The sequence below is a fragment of the Roseimicrobium sp. ORNL1 genome (assembly GCF_011044495.1).
Classification (GTDB): domain Bacteria; phylum Verrucomicrobiota; class Verrucomicrobiia; order Verrucomicrobiales; family Verrucomicrobiaceae; genus Roseimicrobium.
On record NZ_CP049143.1, the window covers coordinates 5,554,448 to 5,575,585 of the forward strand.

Below are 21,138 nucleotides of genomic sequence, written 5' to 3' on the forward strand. Positions count from 1 at the left end.
GTTCTTCTCTCAACACCGTCAGTGAGGCTTGGCCATTCATCGGCCAAGCGCTCCCATGAAAGGCTTCTGGAGAAGCCTTCTACATTCACTTCCCCTGCCCCGCCCAGAACTGCGCGGGCGGCAGCAAATCGTTGCCATCCTCTTCGAAGCGTGTGCCGATTTGCGCCAATGGCAAAGCTTTCGCCACATCAAGTCCCTGCTTGATGTTGGCGGGTGTGAAGACGAGTCGCGTGAGGGGAATGTCCTTCAGCGGCGAGAGATCTTCCACGGGAGTTTCCGCGATGTGCAACCGCTGAAGCTGGGTGCCGGAGAGTGGTGTGAGATCACGCACCTTGGTTCCTTTCAAGGTGACACTCACCAGCGGAATCGAATGCAGGGGTGCAATGCTCTCCACCGGGCAGTTGGTGAGCCACAGCATGGCGATCGGTGATTTTGCCAGAGGCGAGATATCAACGATCTGGGTGTCTATGGCGTTGAGGTCGGTCAGCGGCATTCCCTGCAGAGGAGCGATATCACGCACCGGTGTTCCGCTGAGGTAAAGCTTCTTGATGGGCATGCCCTTCAAGGGATACAAATCCACCACCTTGGTTCGCTCCAGGTACAACTCCACCAGAGGCATGCCCTTGAGCGGTGAGAGATCGGACACGGCGGTGCCACTGAGATCCAGGGCCATCAGCTTTTTGCCTTCGAGCGCCTTGAGGTTGGTCACCTTGGTGTTGGCCAGAACGACGGCGACAGGTTCTCCGTTTTCAATCTGGAACTGTCCATCGCCAGCGTACTCGGGATTGTAGTACTTCACCTCCTTGTGCATCAACTCGTCCGTCCAATAGATCTTCACCTTCTCGGGTGCGGCAGGAGTGGCGGGAGCCGGCTTCGAGGCCGCCGCCGTGCTTTTTTCACCTCTGGGGCAGCGGCAGGCGGCTTTGCCTGTGCTGAAGGAGTCGGCGTCGAAGGCTTCTCCTCTCCACACTGGATAAGAAGCAAGGGAGCGGTCGCGATCAGAGCCAGGGAGAAGCAGGTGCGAAACATGGAGGAAGGCATGCGACCAGTGAACGCGATGTGCAAGCGGATGTTGCAGCATGCTGGAACCATCATTTGAAGCCCGCTGGGGACAGCCGTCCCAGCAATGGCTTCACGGCAGCAGGCTGCCGACGGAAAGCTGGAGCAAGCTCCAGCACTCCAAGTCACTTCTACCCCTACCCCTACCCCTACCCCTACCCCTGCCCAATGCACCACAGCGCTGACTGCGTGCGGATGAGCAGCTTGTTTTTCCACACGGCATAGGAGGCGAGCGATTTATCTCCCAGTTCATTCTTGGAAATCAGGTCGAGTCGGCGGCCAGGCTTGAGCACATAACCGCTGCCCAGTTCATCCTGGATGTAGATCTTTCCATCGGCGTAGATGGGCGAGGCAGATGTCTGCCGGGCCACACGTTCCTGATAGTGGATCTTCCCGGTCTTGGCATCTGCACAGGTAACCATGCCGTTGTCCGCCACCATGTAGAGTCCGTCGTCGATGAGCAGCATGGAAGGCGTGTGAGGTGCACCGCGATCAATCGTCCATGCGATGTGCGTCTTGGTGACGTCACCCTTGCCGTCAGCGCGCACGGCAATCACGGAGGGGCGATCGTAACCGGTGCTGAAGTAGATCATGCCATTCCCATAGACCGGGCGCGGGATGACGGAGTAGCCTTCGTAGTTGATGTGCCAGATCTCCTTGCCCGTTTGAGGATCAAGCGCGCTTAGGACATTGCTTCCCGGTGAGATAAGTTGCTTGGCGCCTCCCACCTCGATGACGAGTGGAGTGGAGAAGGAGAAGGTCTTCTTAGCATCGGCCTTGCGCTGGAACCTCCAGCGTTCGCTGCCACTCGCGGCGTCGAGCGCCACGATGAAAGGATTCTGCGCGGCATCACAACTGAACACGAGCAGACCGTCCACCAGCACGGGACAACCTCCATTGCCATGGACAGGGCTGTACTTGATCGTGTCGTTCTTCCAGAGCACGGCGCCGTCCGCTGCATTCACACAGGCCGTGCCAAAGTGGCCGAAGTGGGCATAGATGCGGCCGCCTTCATAAATGGGCGTGGGGCTGGCGTAGCTGTTCTTCCCATGGACGCCGAAGGTGTGCGGAGAGTCCACATTGAAGAGCTCCGTGTCCCAGAGCAGTTTTCCATCGGTGGCATTCAGAGCCAGCACACGGAGGGAGTAGGTGTCATGCGGATCGGTGGAATCTTTCTTGCCCACCGCATTTGTCATGTAGATGACATCACCGATGACCACCGGGGAAGACCAAGCACGCCCGGGCAGCTCGGCTTTCCATGCCACATTCTTCCGCTCGGACCACTCCGTGGGCAGGCCCGTGGCGGTGGAGTGTCCCTGCTTGTCCGGCCCGCGGAATTCCGGCCAGTCCTCCGCGTGCATGGAGGCAACAGGGAAACACGAGGCAGCGAGAGCAAACGCGAGAAATGACTTCATGACGGCAGGGTGGCTGATAGCGCGGGTGGTGATGAGCGGGAGCGACCGGGATTCTACGGAGAAAGACACGGCATTTTCCACTACGATTTACCAGCATCGACAGGTGTTGCCTTCCAGGGGCGAGCACATTTTCAGGTCTCGCCGGCACATGGCGGCTTGCGGCGGGGGCAACTTTCCGGTTTGATGAAGCGCAGCATGCCGGGAGGTCTGGACCAGGTCGTGAAAACATGGGAGAAGGTGCGTGCCTGGTGTGAAAGCGCCCGGCAGACCCTGCGAAAGTCCGTGTTTCTGCGTCACTGGTGGCGGGAACTCGTCGTGGTGGCAGCACTACTCCTCACGATCGCGGCTCCCTTTATGCTGAAGCCGGCCCAGAGCGCCGCGCCCTCGCGTTACGATCGGCGTCTGGTGGTCGTCACTCCGCATCATGAAAAGATCCGCCAGGAGTTCGGCCAGGCCTTTGCCAGAAAATGGAAGGAGCGCACCGGAGAAACGCTCTACATCGACTGGCGGGTGGCGGGCACAGGTGACATTGCACTCATGCTGCGCTCGGATTTTGCCGGCGCCTTCGAGTACTACTGGACACACATCCTGACCAAACCCTGGTCCCAACGGGTGGCGGGCGCATTTGGCAACAGCAAGGTGGATCTCTCGGCCCCGACGACCGAAGCCAACGACGTGGAACAGGAAGCCCGCCGTGCGTTTCTGGACTCCGACGTAGGCGTGGGCATCGACGTCTTTTTTGGCGGCGGCGCGTTTGATTTCGAAGCGCAGACCAAAGCTGGCTTCCTCGTCAGCACCGACACTTCCAAGAAGCACGGGCTCGATGCGATCTTCGCAAGGCACCCGGACTGGTTCGCACCCGAAGTCATGCCGCAGAATGTCAGCGGAGAACCTTTCTACGACAAGGGTCACCGCTGGGTGGGCGCCTGCCTTTCCACCATGGGGATTGTGTACAACCGGGATGTCATCCAGCGGCTCAGTCTTGAGAAGGAACCCGCTCAATGGGCCGACCTCGCCGATCCGAAATATCGGGGCCAGATCGCCCTCGCCGATCCCAACAAGAGCGGCACGGTGACCAAGTCGTTCGATCAACTTGTCCAGCAGCAAATGCAGATCGCCATTGATGAAATCCGGCAGAAGCCCGGCGGGCTGATGAAGGAGAAGGACATCGTGAACGCCGGGATCCGCATCGGCTGGACACGCGGGCTGCAACTCATCCAGCGCATCTCGGCGAATGCACGATACTTCACGGACAATGCCACGAAGATCCCGCTGGAGGTCTCCCAAGGCGATGCCGCCGCCGGCATGTGCATTGATTTCTACGGCTACTCCTTTGAAGAGATGGTGCGCAAGCCGGATGGAAGTGCGCGCGTCGGGTTTGTGACTCCGGTGGGCGGCACCAGTGTCAGTGTGGATCCCATTGGCATGCTGCGCGGCGCGCCCGAGCCGGAAGTGGCGACGGCCTTCATGGAATTCGTGCTCAGCGAGGAAGGGCAGCGTCTTTGGAACTTCGCCCCCGGCAGCCCTGGCGGGCCGCAGCACTACGCCCTGCGACGCCTGCCAGCACGCAAGGATTTCTACACCGAACAGAACCGCCCCCGCATGACGGATTCCCAAGCGGAACCGTATGAAGATGCGAAGGCGTTCACCTACTATCCCGAGCGCACGGGCCAGCTCTTCAACGTGCTGCGCTTCCTGGTGAAGACCATGTGCGTGGAGAATCACGATGAGCAACGCCAGGCCTGGGAGATGATCACCCGGGCGAATCTTCCGCAACGCTCGACGGAAATCTTCAGCGACATGAGCCTGGTGAACTATGACGCCGCCATGGAACTCGCCGCCATGCTGGCCAAGAAGAACAAGACCCAGGAGTTGCGCAAGGCCCGTGAACTGACCATGCACTTCCGCTCCCAGTACCGCAGGGCTCATGATCTCGCGGTCGGTGGCGAGTAAAGCAATCGCAGATCGCCATATCCCCCTCACTCATCCCGATGTCCCGCACCTTCGCCTTCACCATCTTCTGCGGCGTGATCGCGTTCTTCGCGTTCTTCTTTGTGCTGCCGATCTGGGAAACGGTGAAAGCGGCGTTCATCTCGGACAAGGAGACCTTCACGCTCCAATACGTGGGCACCATCTTTGCCAACCCGGTATACCGCGAGGGATTGGTGAACTCTTTGATCATGGCCGTGGGTACCACTGCGGGATGCCTGGTCCTCTCACTGCCGCTGGCGCTGCTGTATTCCAAGTTCGAATTCCCCGGCCGCTCCGTGCTGAATGCGCTCATGCTTCTGCCCATGATCCTGCCTCCCTTTGTGGGAGCCATCGGCGTGCGCGCCATGCTGGGGCAGGCGGGAGCGCTGAACAGCCTGCTCATCAAGCTGGGCTTCATGGATGCACAACATCCCGCGGACTGGCTGGGCCAGGGACAGATGACAGGCATCATCATCATGAATGTCCTGCATCTCTTCCCCATCCTTTATCTCAACATCGTCGCCGCGCTTTCGAACCTCGATCCTGCCCTGGAAGAAGCGGCGGCCAATCTGGGCTGTCCTCCACAGATGCGATTCTGGCGCATCACCCTGCCGCTCATCATGCCGGGCATCTTCGCGGGCGGCACCATTGTTTTCATCTGGGCCTTCACCGAGCTCGGCGTGCCTCTCATCTTCGACTTCCGCCGCGTGACCAGCGTGCAAATCTTCGATGAGATCAAGGACCTGAGCGACAATCCCCTGCCCTACGCGCTGGTGGTGATCATGCTGCTCTTCTCCATGGCGCTCTATCTCCTGAGCAAGCTGGTCTTTGAACGCGGTGGCGTGATGGGTGGCGGAAGAGCCACCACGGGAAGGGTGATGAAACAGCTCCCGCTAGGCTGGGCGATCGCCTGTAGCGCGGTGTTTGCCCTGTGCATCGCCGTGTCCGTAGTCCCGCATGCCGGTGTGCTGCTGCTCTCAGTATCCACCGACTGGTACCAATCCGTGCTGCCGGAATCGCTGACTTTGAAACATTTCAGCGAAGCACTGGGTCATGAACTCACCCTGCCCTCCATCGCGAACAGCCTGAAATACTCATCGCTTGCCGTGATCCTCGATCTGCTGCTGGGCATCGGCATCGCGTATGTCACGGTGCGCACGCGAATCTGGGGCCGGCATCTGCTGGACGCGGTGGCCATGCTGCCCCTGGCCGTTCCCGGGCTGGTGCTCGCCTTCGGTTACCTCGCCATGGCCCGCGAGGGCAGATCCCTGAACTGGCTGATGCTTGGTGAGAACCCACTGCTGCTTCTCGTGATCGCCTATGCCGTGCGCCGCCTGCCGTATGTCGTGCGCAGCGCGAGTGCCGGATTCCAACAAATCAGTCCTGAGCTGGAATATGCCGCGCAGAACCTGGGCGCCCCTCCCCTGCGGGCTCTCGCGCGCGTGACGCTCCCACTCATCATGCCCAACTTGATTGCCGGCGGCCTGCTCGCCTTCGCCTTTGCCATGCTGGAAGTGTCTGACTCCATGATCCTCGCGCAGCAATCCGTGCACTACCCCATCACCAAGGCCATCTACTCTCTCGTCGCTTCTCTTGGGAATGGCCCCTACATCGCCTCCGCCTTGGGCGTGTGGGCCATGGTGTTTCTGGGAATCACGCTGCTGGGCGCGGGGTTGCTGCTCGGGAGGAAATTGGGAGCGCTGTTCCGTGCATGAAGTTGTTTGCGGAAAAGAACCAACTCTTGCCATGCACCCAGCCATCCAACCTCTCACGGAATACCTTGGCACTCTCCCAGCCGGTCCGGTGGAAGATGTGAGGGGCTTGGCGGTTTACCTTGCCGACGCGTGGCCTCATCTCCATGGGGCATCGTCCGGAGGCATGCGGGCAGAGAAACTGTACCGTCTGGAATCACCCGAATACGCCCCACCGATACTCAGCTTCCAAATTGAGCGACACGGCGGGACAGTCATGGGATCGACGCGTGCGGAGATCCAGCACTGGGAGGTCAATTTAAACACTGGCAGCGCCGAGTTAATCCGCAACACACGGCGGCAACTCCACTCGATGGCCACCAAGTGGAGCGCCGAATCTCTGGCTGCTGAACTTGCCGAAGCCATCCGAAGCGGCAAGGATCACGCCAAGCTCAATTGGAGGAAGAAAGGAACCGTGGCCCTGACAGGGGATTCCGTTCCTGATGGATTCAAGCAAACCGTCGCAGGGCGAAAAAAGAGGCTGAAGGCTGCCATCGCGAAATCATTGGGAGACGACTGGCAGGAGAAGGTGTGGCGAGCTCCGTAGCGGGTTGGACCTTCCCTTCCATATACCCATTCTCCATTTGCCAAGCTGGGAATCCCAGAGTATCGACACCCTCGCATCACTCGCACCCATAGTTCAACGGATAGAACAGCGGTTTCCGGAACCACCGATCCAGGTTCGATTCCTGGTGGGTGCACCACTCATTGAGCAACGAATTGCCTGAGTGGCTGCCTATTGGCAAGAGCATCGCCCAAAAGTTCTCATGTGAGCACAGGAGGCGCAGATAGGACTTAGGTCCATGAGGTTGGAAAACCAGTTGCACGGGGTAAATATATCCGTAAAAACTTCAATCCCCCATGCATTTCTACGTAGAAACTACGCCTGTTTCCTCAGATGAGGTGTCCTGTGACCAGCCGCGACTGCTTGAAGATTGCGGGTGTTATCAATCCACGCGCGGAGTACAGCTTTGAGCGTTCTCCCACTCCGCAACACGGCATCAGCGACGGACGAACTGGAACTCAAATTCCACGTGCCGCAGCAGATGACCGCGCCGCTCCGGCAGTGGCTGGGCATGACCTTGAAGCCGCACCGGCACCATGCGGACACGACGGTGTGCTCCATCTACTTTGATACTCCTGAGGGCTTGTCGTTCCTGGAGAAGGCGGCCAGCGACTATCGAAAGACCAAGTACCGCGTGCGCTGGTACGCTGATGCAGCGGGGCGGCCTCTGGCGACGCCCGCGTTCATCGAGATTAAAGAGAAGCACGGCGCCACGCGGCGAAAGTTCCGCCAGCCGCTGCCCATCTCAGGCGCTGACCTCGCGCGCATGTCCTTTCGCGATCCCTCGCTCACCGGTCTGTTCCAGCGGCACTTGCCTGACGGCGCCGAGAGTCCACCAGCCAGCCTGCGCCCGGTGCTGGAGCTTCGCTACCTGCGGCGGCGTTATCACCATCCCATCTTTCCGGACAGCTTCTGCCTGGATGAAAACATCCGCTGCATGCGCACCCATCCCGGGGTGGCGCCATCCGGCACCGGGCATGTGTTGCCGATGGCGGTGTTTGAACAGAAGGGGCCATCACGCGAGGCGGTGCCGCTGCTGCAGGCGCTGCCACGATTCGGAGCCCGGCGCGCCGCGCTCTCCAAGTACTTCCTGATCATGCTGCAGCTTCTTCCTCATTCCCGATATTCATGACCATTTCTGATCTCCAGGAGGCCGCCCAAACCATCATGTTCGGTGGTGACACGCGTCGGGTGGCGGACCTCGGCCTTTTCACCCTCAGTCTTTCTCTCGGAGCTGCGTTGCTTTCATCGCTCGTCCTCTCGTGGGCTTACAGCGCCTTTTACGGCGCACGTGCCACGGGGAGTAATGTGCACCGCTCCTTTCCGCTCATCAGCATCGCGGTCACTGCGATTTTCATCTGCGTGCAGTTCTCGCTTCCGCTCTCGCTGGGCCTGCTGGGATCGCTGTCCATTGTGCGATTCCGCACTCCCATCAAGGAACCGGAGGAGATCGGCTTCATCATGTTGGTGATCGCCTCGTCCCTGTGTTGTGCCTCGTTTAATGTGGCGTTCCTCATCGCCATCCTCGGCGTCGCCTTTGTGGCGCTGATGGTGCTGCGCTGGAGTCCGGCCTTTCTGAGTCGCCGTGCTGGGTCGGGCACGCTGGTGATCCGTTGCACCGGAGAGCAGTACCGCGATGCCCTGCCCTCGATGATTTCGCTCATCGAGGCGCATCTGAGCAAGCCAAGCTTCGACAGCCTCTCCACCGCAGAGGATGCGTGCGTGCTGACGTGGTCATTTCAGAAGGTCTGTCTGGTGAAGTCCGCAGAGCTGGAGCGGAAGCTTCAGGAGACGCTGCCCCAGGCGTCGGTGGGTGTGTACTACAACAATCACGCCAACGCCTGAGTTCACCATTCGCGATGCGCCAGCTTCCTTCACCCTCACGGCAAAAGAAACAATCCCTGCTCATCGGCGGCTGCGCTCTTGCCTTGGGAGCTCTCGCATGGGGCACCCAGTACTGGCGCACGCCGGGACAGACGGGCTACGAACTCCGCGCACGTCCCGAGTTGATTCTTGGTCTGGACAAGGTCTCTGCGCGTCACGCGGCGATGCTGCGTGAAGGCATGCTCCATATGAGCAACACCTTCGCAAGTCCCGAAGAACTGGCCTCCGACTCTCCTGCCGCTGTGGCTTTATTCGGAAAGGCGTGTCCCGCGCCGGATGCCCAGCTCCTTGCAAAGGATATCCCACCCTCCACCGCATTGCTGCCGACGCAGGGAGAGATTGCCCCGGGCATTACGGTCATTTCCATCGTCTGCCGCAGCGGGGATCTCTACCACGAGGAATCGGGCATCCTCGCCAACAAAGAGGAAGCGGGACGGGAATGGGAGCGACCTGCCTGGCTCACGGCACAATTGGGTGGTCGTGTGCTCGTAGAGAGTCCCGTGGGCCTGCGTGTGCATGGCGGCTTCAATCGCAAGACACCGCAGACCAGCTTCCGCCTGGTGTTCCGCAGCAGCCACGGTGGGCATGACGCTGCGCCGGCGGGCTTGTTCTTTGGTGGCGATGCTCCGGCATCTTCCGAGTTCGTGCTTACGAATGCCTCGCACCCGAGCCGCTTCAAGGGAGCACTGGCCACAGAGATTGCCTCGCTCACGGGCTGCCACACCTCACAGTGCACGCCTGCAGTGGTCTACTTGAATGGCACACGTGTTCCCGCGCCCTACTTCATCTACCAGCGCCAGTCGGATGAATTTGTGAAGCAGCGCTTCGGTCTCGCGGATGTGGACTGGGTGCGCCTGAAGTCACGACGCCCCAACGAGAACGAGAACTACATCGTCTGGCGGAAATGGATCCGCCGTGAGCGCAATCCCATCTCGATGGCCGAGGAAGCAGCCCGCTTTGATTTGGAAGAACTCAGCGCCTGGGTGCTGGCCATGACCTTCACCGCGACGAGCGACAACAATCAGGGCGGATACTTCCGCGACCGCGCATCACCCGATGCCGTGTGGCGCACGCTCACCTGGGACATGGACCAGTCCTTCAACAACACCACACAAGTTGTCGAAGGAAAGCGCATCAACTTCTGCGAGCAACCCTTCGAAGCCATCATCGGAGATCGCTCCCGGTTGTTCTTCCGTCTCATCGAAGGCTCTTCAGAATATCGCGACTACTTCCGGCAATTCGTGCGCCAGAAGCTTGAGACCTGCCTGACCGATGAGAAGCTCATGCCGCTGATGGATCGCTATGTCAGTATCGCACGGATGCAGCCCGACAAAGCTCCACAACTGCTCGATGAACTGGCGCAGTGCCGGGAATTCCTGGCCACGCGACGGAACACCTATCTGCAATACGTAGAGCAACGCCTACGCGAGGCCGAGGAGTTTCAACGCAAGCGCATGGGACAAATCGCGGAGAACTGATCGCGACAGTTGCCTTTGCTCTATTGGCGTTCCGGCCGGGCGTCACTCGCATCCACTTTGTCACGCAGCATCTGCCCAATCTTTCCGGTAAGCCACAGGTAGTGGTCACTTGGCAGTGCGGGTTCGGCGAGGAATTGGGTCGCGTCGGAGTTCGGCGGAGTGTTGCTGGTCTTGAAGATGGCGGTGGCTTCATCCATCTCGTCAAACATGGCCACATACAGCATTTGCGCCCCGGCGCGTTTCGCAGCAATCGCCTGGGACCAGAGGAACTGGCCGCCGAGACGGGGGATGGCGTCAAACTTCGCAGCCTGTCCACGTCCCTTCGAGAGATTCACCCAACTGAACCCGGGGAATATCACCGGCAGATAGTCCACCTTCTTCTCCTGGCACCATGCCACATCGGGCTTCAAGACTTTCTCCACGCGATTCGCAGCATCCTGAGGGGTGGCAAGTCGACCTACGGCCCACGGGCTCACGATGTCTGCACGGCTGATGAGTTCATGCAGCTTCGCATCAGCGATGCTATCCCGATCAAGCGTGCGCCAGTGATAAGGCACGCCGAGCATCACACTGCAGCCGCCGTATTGCGGATCCTCCTTGAAGAAAGTGATGAGCGCAGACCACTCCTCCAGCGTGAGGGGACTTTCCTTGAACCCCAGCCCCCAGAGTGAAATGAGAGGCTTGCCATGATGGCGGAAGTACGCGGCGTCCGAACCATCACGCGCCACACGCTTTTCATCCACCAGCCGTTTCCAGTCCTCGATCACACGCGTAGTTTCTCCGGCCTTCAGTCCAGTGAGGTCGTACATGAGAATCCAGCCGCGCCCGGTGGCACTCGCAGCGGCACGGCAATGAGCCAGCACTTGATCCATGGGCTCGCGGAAACGCTTGTCCCTCGTCTGCACGCCGAACCGCTGGAGGAAGGCGCCATCAATGCCGTAATCGCGCATCCACTCAAAGTGCCTCCGCACGGTAGCCTCCTTCACCGAGCTGAACACAGGAGCCACGCTGCCATCAGCATGGCGGAAGCCGGTGGGGAACTTTTCCTCAGGCGTGAGTTCTGACACATCCGGCCACATCTCGATGCCGGCGAATCCCGGCTCAAACTTGCCCTTCGCTCCGTAGTGGTGCCAGCCGTTGTTGCTACCATCTCCCTCGCAGCGGAACCATCCCTGGTATCCCGTGACGACCTTGCCGGTGATCGTGGAGGCATCCACCCGCGCCGACTCCGCTGCAAAGACCACAGTGGCGCTCGTGCTCACACTCAGCATGGCGGCGGCAAGGACGGAGAGATGGGAAAACGACATGGCAGCCCATCTTGGCACCCTGCGTCCCGAGTTCAAGAATTGATGACCCGGCGTCTATTCTCCCCGCTGATTCTCCGATGGCGAGCGTCCACGCACTCCCAGAAGCTTGGCCAGGGGGCGCAAGGCCCGGTGCCGCCAGAGCCACGCCAGCGGGCCCTTCAGGGTTACACTGCCGCTTGTAACATCACGAGCACGGGCTTTTTCCATCTTCTCACGTGCGCGATCTCGCTCTTCCCGGGAGCGTTGCTCTTTCTCCTTGGAGCATTTCAACTGGTTCTGCAGTTCCGCGATGGAACTTTCCAAACCAGCGGGCACGGCACCGGCTTGGGTCAGTTTCATTTCCAGCTGCGCTTTCGCCTGCGTCAGCTTGCCCACTTCATGCTGCAGGTAGTCACGGGCACTCTCCAGTTCGAAGGTGCTGAAGAGCGGCGGGCTGAGCTTCTCGAACATTTTCGCAGCAGCGGCGAACTCCGTGGCTTCGTCCATGGGGCATGGCATGGCGAGCAGATCCTTGTACAAGGCCACCCACTGGTCGATCACATGGTCCAGGTCGAGTTCCTTGCGTGCATGGCGGCCGACAGCATCACCATCAGCCGCATCATACTGGCGGATTCCAGCGAGCAGGTTCTCCGCCGTCATAGAAAGCGAAAGGCAACGCCGCCCAAAGTTATCGCGCCGAAGACGATCGAAGTTGTCTCGCGTGACTAGCGTGCCCACGCCTTCCGGACCACAGAGCACGGTGGCACAACCGGTCGCGAGCGCTTCCATCGCGCAGCGCGCCTTGGCAAAGACGATGTCGTACTCCTTGAGCACACGCTCCGGATCCGGGACTTGATGAAGCACACCGGAGCCGATGACATCAAGCTCCAGTCCCGCCTGCTGGCAGGCTTCACGCACCACCGGCAGGAAGGTGTGCTCCGCCGCATAGTTGCTGAAGAGCAGTGCCCGCTTCGGTGATGCAGGAAGCGGCGAACGCGGGGTGAACCGGACAAGGTCCACTGAGTTTCCGATGAACCTCACCACATCAACCGGACACTGCAGATCCCTCGCCACTCTTTCGCGGCACAAGTCATCCACACCCACATAGGCTAAAATTCGAGGGAACGCAGGCGGCTCTTCCTGCCAGAAGAGCGAGGCATGGGACACGAAAAGCGACCTCGCCTTCCGACACGCAAGGAGGGCCATCACGGTCATGAAACTATGATGACCATGAATGAGCGCGGCATCAGGCGGCAAGTCCTCCACCCGCGTCACCACAGCCACTCCTTCCTCACGCAATTCCTCTGCGAGCGGTCCGGTCTTCAGTGAAAAGATGGTCGGCTCCCATCCACGTTTCTTCAGCCCCAGGGCCAGGTCGCGGATGTAGAGCTCCATGCCACTCCGGCCGGTGAGCATCCAGTTGGTCAGGACGATGGAAGGCATCTTGCGGATCACTCCTTTCCTGCACCATCAAACTCTATCCAGCCATCATCGTTGGCACGCCAGCCAAGCTCTTCGGCATGCCCCCGGATGAGCTTCACCAGCAGACGCGCCACCATGTTTCTTCCTGTTCCCACACTGGCCCGGCGCACGCCCGGCAAAGCTGAGGCATAGGCCACGTAATCCAGCGAGAAGGTGGCCCACCGCCTGCCTCCACGGAAGAATTTCGTCACCGCCGCGGAGAATGCCGACAGTTCACCATCCCTCTTCTGGAAAAAAATATGACCGGCAATGTCGCCTTCACAAAGATAGAGGAGGCCATCATACCCCAAATGGTGCAGGGATGGGACGATTTGATCATCAGGAAGCTCACGCAACGCAGAGGTCCTGGCTTCAAAGGTACTGCCCTTGTCCGGGTGCCGCATCCACCACACCAGGTAAGCATGGACGGTGGACGCCCACTCCGGGTCAGCAAGCATCTCACTGGCCAGCCTGGGCAAAGGCGTCGAGGCGCCGCCAATACCGCAAAGCTCCGCCAGCCAGCGCACTGCATGCAAGGGTGCCCGAGCATCTGGCGCGGGCGATTTTTCATGTATCGAGCGCGACTCTGCCATCATGTTGCAGGAGCAAAATCCCTCGCGGCCTCTTCAATCGCCCGCACCGCGGGTTTCACATGTTTCTGGAAGGTGATGACCTCCTCGTATTTGCCGAATGACTTGCCGAAGCGTTCCACGCCTTCGCGTCCATACCGCTCATAGGCGGGCGCCTCGTGCTCGAACTTCTCCACCGCAGTCCGCGTAGTGGAGGGAATCAGGCACTCAATGGCGAATGCTTTTTTCCCATAGTACTTCAATCCCTCCTCGGTCTCTCCGCGCAGTTCCGTGTAGTCGAGCGCCGCCTCCAGCTTGCGCTCGAGCGCCGCCTCATCCAGATGCACCCATACTGCGGACGAACGCAACTCCGGCGGGCAATCGTTGGGCGGAGAATCGAGCACGAACTCGTAGTTGGCGATGCGATGTCCCAGTACCCGCTCCGCCACGGCCACAGCGTTATCGATCAGGTGCCTGCAGAGATCGTGGGTGGGATTCGCTCCTTCTGGAGCATCACCAGCCACGACCCGGACATCTTCCGCAATCAGGCCTTCCGCGAGTTCCTTGAGCAGGCCAGTGAATACCTCGTGACGGCCCTCCAGCAGAAACTGGTAGATTTCCTGGTCCGTGTACCGGCCAAAAATGGTCCCCTGCTTCGCCCCCACCCGCTCAAGGAGCCGAGCTGAGGACCCCGTGCGGGCCTCTCCTTCGCGTCCAGAGCCGTCCGTGATGCAAAAATACAGCGGGTGATGGTTCTCCATCCAATGAAACACGCGCAATTCGTGGCCCGGATGGGCGACGATGAGCGCGGCCTTGGGGGAAGGAGTATGGCCGGTAGTGGGGGAGGTTGCGGTCATGTTTACCGCGTGCGGTAAGCTCTGCCCCTGCCGCACGCAATCGGGAACATCCAAACCCCAGGATACGGAAAAAGTTGGTGGCAGAGGGGAGAATCGAACTCCCGACCAAGGGCTTATGAGTCCCCTGCTCTACCGCTGAGCTACCCTGCCACAAACACGACGCGGTCCATCGTGAGCCGGTGAGCTTAGGCGGGACCTGCCTCTTGTCAAACCCGCAGCACAATTTCTCCGCGTTCTTTGCCAAGTTCACGAATGAACTGGCCCCATGGCTGGCTCACCCGGCCCGCTGGCTGGAGAGCTTTTCCAGATCTGCCTCCAAAGTGCGGAACGTCACGTCCAGCCCGGCAATCTGCTCCTGTAGGGAATGGTGGCGTTTCTTCTGCTCGGCAAGTCGCTCACGTGTCGGCTGCAGGATGGAGGCCATCCCGGCATAGAGATCCTGCACTTCCTGACGCACCTCACCCTCCAGGGAACGGTGCAGGTCCTGCTCCGACTCCTTCAGTCGTTGGTCCACCATTTGGGAGGCCGAATGCAACACCCGCTTGCAGGCCAGCGCCACACCTCCCGCGACCAGCAGGCCCACGCCGGAAAAGCTCGCGGCGATGGCGCCCAAGCCCTGGCTCACCAGCACCGCGCCACCTATCAGGGCCACAATCATGACCAGCACGGAAGTGGTCGCCAGACGCCGGGACCGGGCAAAGGCTGGTATGACCTCCTTCTCCACCCCGAGGCGGTACACCACCCGATGCAGCATGTCCTCCAGGTGCTGGCGGAGCCGATGACGATGCGTTTCCCAGAACGAAGCATCCGGTCGGAGTTCCTCACGCACCTGCACCTTCAAGCCCGCGCCGAACTGGCCGCTCAAGTGGTCGGCCGCGGCACTCACATCATCCTCGATGATCTTCGAGGCCTGCACCCAGCGCGCGGCGTTCGGTTCCCACACCTGGTCCAGCACGGTGCGCTCGATGCCGGTCACAATGCGCTTTTCCTTCCGCATGCTGCCATAGGCGGCCGCCACGGTGAGCATCTTCTGGATGTTCCCGGCAGCTTCGCCGGCCGCACGACCAAAGTCTGCAGCCGAGGCATCGATGACACCCGTGAGTTTGGCATGGGAACGCTCCTCAATGCCGGCGAACTCCGCCTCCAATTCTCCCAGCAGGCGCGACTTCTCCTCACGGCTTGCCACGCGTCCTCCCGCGGTGGATTGCAGGGCGGCGAGGAGCTCGCGGGCCAGCTTCAGCGCATGCTCCAGTTTTCCAGCCCGCTGCGTATTGCCGACGATGGTCTTGGAAATGTGCGCCTCGAGCTGTGGGAAGCCGCTGCTCATGTAGAGCCGGTCGCGGTCCAATCCCGAGCTGCGTGAGAGATAGGCGCTCTTTGCGGAGACAGGAAAGACTGGAAACTCCCGGCCGAAACGCTGCCGGCTGAGCTGCCTCATGTAGTCCAGAATGGAGGCCACCTCCTCAGTGGTGCGCAGGTCGCACTGACCCAGCACGAAGATGACGTGCTGCATCCAGTCCTTGTGCACCCGCTCCAGAAACTGCCACGCAGAAGAGCCCCAGGGATTGACGGCAGAGATGACGAACAACACGAGGTCCGAGGCCGGAATGAACTTCTCCGTGATCTCCTGGTGCTCCTTCGACACGGAGTCCGTGCCGGGCGTGTCCACCACATGGAAGTCCTTCAGGAACTCCACGGGGACGAAGACCTCCTCCAGCGTGCGGGTGATGGGCACGCGCTTCACCTTCGGCCCATGCTTGTAAAAGAGGATGCGATCCGTGGTGGGGATGACTCCGGCGTTGGAGAGATCCGCTCCGAAGAGCGCATTGAGCAGCGTGGACTTGCCCACACCAACCTCGCCGACCACGACGAAGACGAAGGGCTCATCCAGGCTCTTCACCAGGTTGTCGAGCATGGTGACATGCTCGTCCTTCGCGCCCGCGTCCGGCGCGAGCTGCGCCAGTGATTGCAGGGCATCCTCCAGCCTGGTGCGCAGCTCCAGGAAATCCTGGCCTATCATCCTGCCCTGGCTGGTCTCCATGCGTCTTTTCGAGTGCGGAAAGGCGATGGCGCCAGCGGCCTAGCGCAGTGGTACGGCTCCTCCTTCAGAAGGAATGCCATTCACGACCGGTGGCTGGCCTTTCTGGAAGGGAATCACCGCGCCTGGAGCGGGCGCTGGTACCGGCATGGGGTTTCCATTGGGGACAGGAGGCAAACCCGAGGGAATGGGCGCAGGATCGGCAGCCGGAGTGACCGCTGCCACGGAGGAGGCCGGAGCGGCAGACTCCATGTTCAAGAGCTGGCTCACGGTCACGAATTTGTAGCCCTTGGCGAGCAACTGATCCAGCGTGGCAGGCATGGCGTCCACGGTGGGCGCATGAAGGTCATGGCACAGCAGGATGGCTCCGGGGCGGGCGCCATTCACCAAGCGGCTGGTCACCACACTCACGCCGGGGCGTTTCCAGTCCTGGGGATCCACGGTCCACAGGATGGTGCTGTAGCCGTACTCATCGTGGAACCACTGCTTCAGACGGGCATTCGTGGCACCACCCGGTGGGCGGAAGAGGCGGGTGTGATACCCAGCGATGTCTACCAGCGCCTTATGCGTGTCACCAATCTCGCGACGAATGCGGTCGTCGGAAATGCGGGTGAGCGTGGGGTGGGTCATGGTGTGGTTCGCAATCTCATGTCCTTCCGCCAGGATGCGGCGGATGATTTGCGGATGCTCCTTTGCGAGCTGGCCCACCACGAAGAAGGTGGCCTTGATGTTGCGCTCCGCGAGCATGTTCAGCAGGCGGGGTGTGTTCACGGGATGCGGACCGTCATCGAAGGTGATGGCGATGTACGGGCCATTCACATTCACCGAGGAATAGGAGTTCTTGGCACCGGGCGGCGGGACCTTGGGAATCGTGTAGAAATCACCGTTGCGCATTCCACGACCGCCGGAGTTTGCTGGCGGCTGCACAGGGCGGTTCTCAGCAGCAATGGGGGGGCGGACTTCCGCCTCCTTCTTGCTGAGAGTAGAGCAGCCGGTCTGTCCGCCTGCTAGAATGATACCGACCCAAATGGAAAGGAACATGCGTTGAGAAATCACGTATTCGGGGATTTTGATTAAAAAATGCGATGCGGACTCCGGAGGGTGCACTGCCTCGCCCGGAAGCAGTCACCCTAAGCCATGAGCCTAGGATGGAAAGCAGGAAATTCGGTGGGACGGTGAGCGGTGGGACAGTGTGACGGTGAACGCGGTACTCCGGAAGGATTCCCAATTTCCAAGGCGTTGCACGCCGCCTGTCGTCCTGGTTCGGCACGGGTCTCTTTCCACCGTCGCACCGCTCACCGTCGACTGTCGCACCTGATTAAAGGAAGCGTCCCAGCACGGGCTTGAGCCTTGCCACGCTCTCCTCCGGCCACAGCTTGCGATCCGTGATGAGGGCGGCGTCCAGGGCACGATGCTCGGGCCAGTTTGCATCCCTAGGGATACGCGGGATGACCCGGGCGAGGATGTGTTTCGCCGTCGCGGAATTGGCATGCAGGTGCCCCAGCAGCGCTTCCACGGTCACCGGCTCTTCATCGGTCTTCCAGCAGTCGTAGTCGGTGATCATGGCCAGGGTGGCGAGGGCGATCTCCGCCTCGCGCGCGAGCTTGGCCTCGGGCAGGTTCGTCATGCCAATCACATCGAAACCAAGCTGGCGGTTCGCATTCGACTCGGCCCGCGTGGAGAAGGCCGGGCCGTCCATGCAGACATACGTGCCGCCGTCGTGCACCGTGGCGCCTTCCGCCCGGGCCTCCTCCGCCAGCAGGGTGCGAAGTCCGGGGCTGATGGGATCCGCAAAGCCCACGTGTGCGACAATGCCATTTCCAAAGAACGTGTGGTGCTCCCGGCGCGAGGTGCGATCAAAGAACTGGTCCGGCAGCAGGATGTTCCGCGGGTGATACTGCTCCTTCAAGCTGCCCACCGCCGTGACCGCGATGATCCAGCGCACGCCGAGTGAGCGCAGCGCCCAGATGTTCGCGCGATGATTCACCTCCGTGGGCAGCAGCCGGTGACCACGTCCGTGGCGCGGCAGGAAGTAGACATGCCGTCCCGCCATGGTGCCTCCGATGATGCGATCCGACGGCTCGCCAAACGGCGTGGGCACGTGCAACTCCTCACTCTGCGCGAACCCCTCGATCTCATACAAACCGCTGCCGCCAATGATGCCGATCGCGGCCGGGATGTCGCTGCTGGTGAGATTCGTTTCCGTCTTCTGCTGGCTACTCATGTGCGAGTGTAGCATGCGCGGCGCAGGCGCAAGCAGGATCACTCACGTGAACGTGAACTCCATCTTCACTCCGCCGCAAACACTCCCAGCGCAGCCTTCACGGAAATGCCCTGGTTCTTCGCATAAGCGCGGCCTGCGGCCTCACGAACCGCCACCGCATCCTTTCCGGCGAACCGAGCCTCCAGCGCATCGTGCAGCGTGAAAGCACCCGGATACATGAGCTGGCGGGTGGTGAGCAGAGGACGGGCTCCGATTCCCTTGAGCTTTTCTGCGAAATAACTCTGGCTGACACAGGCCAGCACCACGGCAGGCCTCGCCGCATCAGCGGCAGGTGATGGTTTTGCCGCCGGCCAGTCCACGCTGAATTCCATGAGACCGTTGTGCCCAATGTAGGCAACGAATGAAGCCTCCCCTCCCGCTTTGAGCACCGCTTCACCAATTTTGATCTCTTCCGCGCCCTGCCCACCGGCAGCATTCACAAATGCCTGGAGGCACGGCTTGATCTCCCTGCCCCGCCACGCGTCCGCGATGAGATAGGCATCCCGCTCACGATGCTTGAAGACGACACGCTCCAGTATTTCAGGCCGAGGTGATGGCACGGCAGGCAACCGTTTCCATTTCTTGCTCGCTGAAAACCACGAACGCACGCCCTCCGTACAGCCCCAGTAAAGATTTGCATCCGGCTTGTCCCCATCGCCTATCTTGGCCGGCACAGGCACGATGCCCTGGGAGGCGTTGTCGCACAGGGCAACGAAGACATGGATGACTTCGGCAGCGTGAGCGGGTGTAGCTGCAAGCACCAACAGCACGAGCCAGCAGGCCAGTCTTTTTATCGAGAACTGCATGACATCAAGTCGATGCGAGCTTGCATCGCGGCAAGCGTGCACCTCTTTACAATTTGCCCCATCTGCTAATCTACCGCTTCCTCATGCCTAAGAAACGACTTGCACTCTTGACCAACAAAGTGGGCGACATCACCGCCGTGTCTCTCGGTGACGACACGTATTGTTATGTCCGCAAGTATAGGTTCGGCTATGGAGTGCTGCCCTTCCTTTCAAAGGGCTTGGAACTGGACGCCTCCAAGTTTCCATCACTGACTCCCGCGTTCCACATGCACATCTGGGTTTACAACATCGACCCCACCCCCATGTACCATGTAGCGCATATTCCTTTCACGACCGAAGAAGAATCGTGCGGACAACCCGCTTACTATCCACCGGGCCCCATTGAGGACTGCTACCGGATACACAACGCCCTCGGCATCATCAAGCCCGTTACCGAAGCCGACGTGGCTGGACTCGAAATGCTGGTGCGATATCAGCCACCCCAGTTCCGTGAGTATTTGTTCTCACGCCGCACGGAATGGACTTACATCACTGGCTCATCTCCCATTTCGGAGACCATGAACGCAGCTGAGGAACCGGCATCAACAACCTTCTACGAAATCGTCTTTCAGGCGGCCGACTTTACCTTTGATGGCCGCGACGAGATAGAAGACCCGCTGGACGAAGCTCTGCGGGAGTCGGAGCTGGGAGAAGTCACCGGTGGAGGCAGCGGCGGCGGCATCTGCAACATCGATGTCGAAGTGAAGGACGCAAAGCGCGGGCTCGCCGTGATTCGCAAGGTGCTTCGCAAGCTGAAGGTGGCACGCAGCACTCGCATCCACCAAACGGAGCCCGAGCCAAGGGAATTCGGGATTTACCCCTGAGCCGGTTTCTGAAAAATAAAGAGGCGCAGCATGCACTGCGCCTCCTTCTAAAATCAGGAAACCTGGAATGGTCGCAGCCTACTTGACCGGCGAGAAATCCGTCGCTTCCATGTAGATGGACTTCACACCGTCCGGCTGCGGGATGGTGAGGGAGCCATCCTTCTCGCTTTCACCCTTGGCTTTGATCCAGTCAGGGTCTTGACGGAAGGCGCCGAAGGATGCCAGTCCAGCATCCTTGCTGTTGTGCGCGAGCAGGTAGATGAGCTTGTTCTTCGCGCCTTTGTCTTCATCCATCACCTTGAAGTACGGCAGGTTCGTCATGCCATGCTTTTCGAAGAGCTTCATCGTGTGCTCACGGAAGCGGGTGTGGAGTGCATCGAGCTTGCCATCGGGCGTGGTGTAGATGCGCAGTTCAAACACACGGGGACCGCTGCCGGCACCCACCTTCACAGGGGGTGAGAAATCCGTGAGGGTCATGAAGACGGACTCGGGTGCCTTGGCGAGGATCTTGCCATTCGTCTCGCTGGCTTCGCGGACAGCCTTCCATTCAGGGTCCTTGGCGAATGCATCGAATGAAGCCTTCGCAGCCTCGCGGCTCTTGTGTTCCAGGATGTAGATGAGCGTGTTCTCCGAGCCGTTCTCCTTATCGATGGGCACCCAGTAGCCGATGTTCTTCATGCCGTGCCTTTCAAAAAGCTTGCACGTGTGATCGCGGAATCGCTTCAGCAGATCCGGCAGCTTGCCTTCGTTGGTGGTGTACGTGCGAAGCTCGTAGACGGGAGAATCAGCGGCAGGTGCCATGGCGGCGATAAGGAAAGAGCAGAGGAGGATGGCTAGATGTTTCATGGGAGTCGAAGTGAGCGAGGATGGAA

The 21,138-nt window shown here is 60.3% G+C and carries 18 protein-coding genes and 2 tRNA genes; 8 read left to right on the forward strand and 12 right to left on the reverse strand.

Annotation, left to right across the window (positions count from 1 at the left end; translation table 11 throughout):
- Window positions 1–85: 85 nt before the first annotated feature.
- Together G5S37_RS22420 and G5S37_RS22425 are read right to left on the reverse strand one after the other, a co-directional pair.
- Window positions 86–1,081: a leucine-rich repeat domain-containing protein gene (locus tag G5S37_RS22420; protein WP_165206838.1), complete on the reverse strand. Its 996-nt coding sequence runs from the start codon at window positions 1,079–1,081 to the stop codon at window positions 86–88.
- A gap of 133 nt (window positions 1,082–1,214) precedes the next feature.
- Window positions 1,215–2,543, reverse strand: coding sequence for a PQQ-binding-like beta-propeller repeat protein (locus G5S37_RS22425; protein ID WP_240914693.1), 1,329 nt, complete (start codon window positions 2,541–2,543; stop codon window positions 1,215–1,217).
- A gap of 114 nt (window positions 2,544–2,657) precedes the next feature.
- Here G5S37_RS22425 and G5S37_RS22430 point away from each other — a divergent pair, with 114 nt between their 5' ends.
- The 7 genes from G5S37_RS22430 (at window position 2,658) to G5S37_RS22460 (ending at window position 10,123) form a co-directional block, all read left to right on the forward strand.
- Window positions 2,658–4,427: an extracellular solute-binding protein gene (locus G5S37_RS22430; protein WP_165206842.1), complete on the forward strand. Its 1,770-nt coding sequence runs from the start codon at window positions 2,658–2,660 to the stop codon at window positions 4,425–4,427.
- 38 nt (window positions 4,428–4,465) lie between these two features.
- Window positions 4,466–6,160 carry an iron ABC transporter permease gene (locus G5S37_RS22435; RefSeq protein WP_165206844.1) on the forward strand — a complete coding sequence of 565 codons (1,695 nt, stop codon included), beginning with the start codon at window positions 4,466–4,468 and terminating at the stop codon, window positions 6,158–6,160.
- A 253-nt stretch (window positions 6,161–6,413) separates the two neighbouring features.
- The gene (locus G5S37_RS22440; RefSeq protein WP_206026106.1) at window positions 6,414–6,743 is read left to right on the forward strand and encodes a hypothetical protein; all 330 of its coding nucleotides are present in this window, start codon (window positions 6,414–6,416) and stop codon (window positions 6,741–6,743) included.
- An 82-nt stretch (window positions 6,744–6,825) separates the two neighbouring features.
- A tRNA-Arg gene (locus tag G5S37_RS22445) sits at window positions 6,826–6,900 on the forward strand.
- 267 nt (window positions 6,901–7,167) lie between these two features.
- Window positions 7,168–7,893, forward strand: a complete 726-nt coding sequence (locus tag G5S37_RS22450; protein WP_165206848.1) for a VTC domain-containing protein — start codon at window positions 7,168–7,170, stop codon at window positions 7,891–7,893.
- Window positions 7,890–8,606 carry a DUF4956 domain-containing protein gene (locus G5S37_RS22455; RefSeq protein WP_165206850.1) on the forward strand — a complete coding sequence of 239 codons (717 nt, stop codon included), beginning with the start codon at window positions 7,890–7,892 and terminating at the stop codon, window positions 8,604–8,606. The genes G5S37_RS22450 and G5S37_RS22455 overlap by 4 nt, the downstream gene beginning before the upstream one ends.
- Before the next feature lie 14 nt (window positions 8,607–8,620).
- Window positions 8,621–10,123 (forward strand): CotH kinase family protein, encoded by a 1,503-nt coding sequence (locus tag G5S37_RS22460; protein ID WP_165206852.1) that lies wholly within the window; start codon window positions 8,621–8,623, stop codon window positions 10,121–10,123.
- 20 nt (window positions 10,124–10,143) lie between these two features.
- On the opposite strand, the gene G5S37_RS22465 is transcribed toward G5S37_RS22460, so the two are convergent.
- The 9 genes from G5S37_RS22465 to G5S37_RS22505 form a co-directional block, all read right to left on the reverse strand.
- Window positions 10,144–11,430, reverse strand: coding sequence for a glycoside hydrolase family 71/99-like protein (locus G5S37_RS22465; protein WP_165206854.1), 1,287 nt, complete (start codon window positions 11,428–11,430; stop codon window positions 10,144–10,146).
- 54 nt (window positions 11,431–11,484) lie between these two features.
- Window positions 11,485–12,852 carry a hypothetical protein gene (locus G5S37_RS22470; RefSeq protein WP_165206856.1) on the reverse strand — a complete coding sequence of 456 codons (1,368 nt, stop codon included), beginning with the start codon at window positions 12,850–12,852 and terminating at the stop codon, window positions 11,485–11,487.
- Window positions 12,853–12,860: 8 nt separating this feature from the next.
- A complete protein-coding gene (locus tag G5S37_RS22475; protein ID WP_165206858.1) occupies window positions 12,861–13,328 on the reverse strand; it encodes a hypothetical protein in 468 nt (155 codons plus the stop codon).
- 134 nt (window positions 13,329–13,462) lie between these two features.
- Window positions 13,463–14,296, reverse strand: a complete 834-nt coding sequence (locus G5S37_RS22480) for a hypothetical protein (RefSeq protein ID WP_165206860.1) — start codon at window positions 14,294–14,296, stop codon at window positions 13,463–13,465.
- A 75-nt stretch (window positions 14,297–14,371) separates the two neighbouring features.
- Window positions 14,372–14,446, reverse strand: a tRNA-Met gene (locus G5S37_RS22485).
- A 124-nt stretch (window positions 14,447–14,570) separates the two neighbouring features.
- Complete coding sequence (locus G5S37_RS22490; RefSeq protein WP_165206862.1) at window positions 14,571–16,337, reverse strand: dynamin family protein; 1,767 nt, start codon at window positions 16,335–16,337, stop codon at window positions 14,571–14,573.
- Window positions 16,338–16,376: 39 nt separating this feature from the next.
- Window positions 16,377–17,375: a polysaccharide deacetylase family protein gene (locus G5S37_RS22495; protein ID WP_165206864.1), complete on the reverse strand. Its 999-nt coding sequence runs from the start codon at window positions 17,373–17,375 to the stop codon at window positions 16,377–16,379.
- Between the two features lie 277 nt (window positions 17,376–17,652).
- Complete coding sequence (mtnP, locus tag G5S37_RS22500) at window positions 17,653–18,513, reverse strand: S-methyl-5'-thioadenosine phosphorylase (RefSeq protein WP_343229929.1); 861 nt, start codon at window positions 18,511–18,513, stop codon at window positions 17,653–17,655.
- A 110-nt stretch (window positions 18,514–18,623) separates the two neighbouring features.
- On the reverse strand, window positions 18,624–19,403 hold the full coding sequence (locus G5S37_RS22505; protein WP_165206868.1) for a hypothetical protein: 780 nt from the start codon (window positions 19,401–19,403) through the stop codon (window positions 18,624–18,626).
- An 83-nt stretch (window positions 19,404–19,486) separates the two neighbouring features.
- Between G5S37_RS22505 and G5S37_RS22510 the strand changes: the two genes are divergently transcribed.
- The gene (locus G5S37_RS22510; RefSeq protein ID WP_165206870.1) at window positions 19,487–20,266 is read left to right on the forward strand and encodes a hypothetical protein; all 780 of its coding nucleotides are present in this window, start codon (window positions 19,487–19,489) and stop codon (window positions 20,264–20,266) included.
- Between the two features lie 78 nt (window positions 20,267–20,344).
- Here G5S37_RS22510 and G5S37_RS22515 read toward each other — a convergent pair whose 3' ends face one another.
- A complete protein-coding gene (locus tag G5S37_RS22515) occupies window positions 20,345–21,112 on the reverse strand; it encodes an NIPSNAP family protein (RefSeq protein WP_165206872.1) in 768 nt (255 codons plus the stop codon).
- Between the last annotated feature and the right edge of the window lie 26 nt (window positions 21,113–21,138).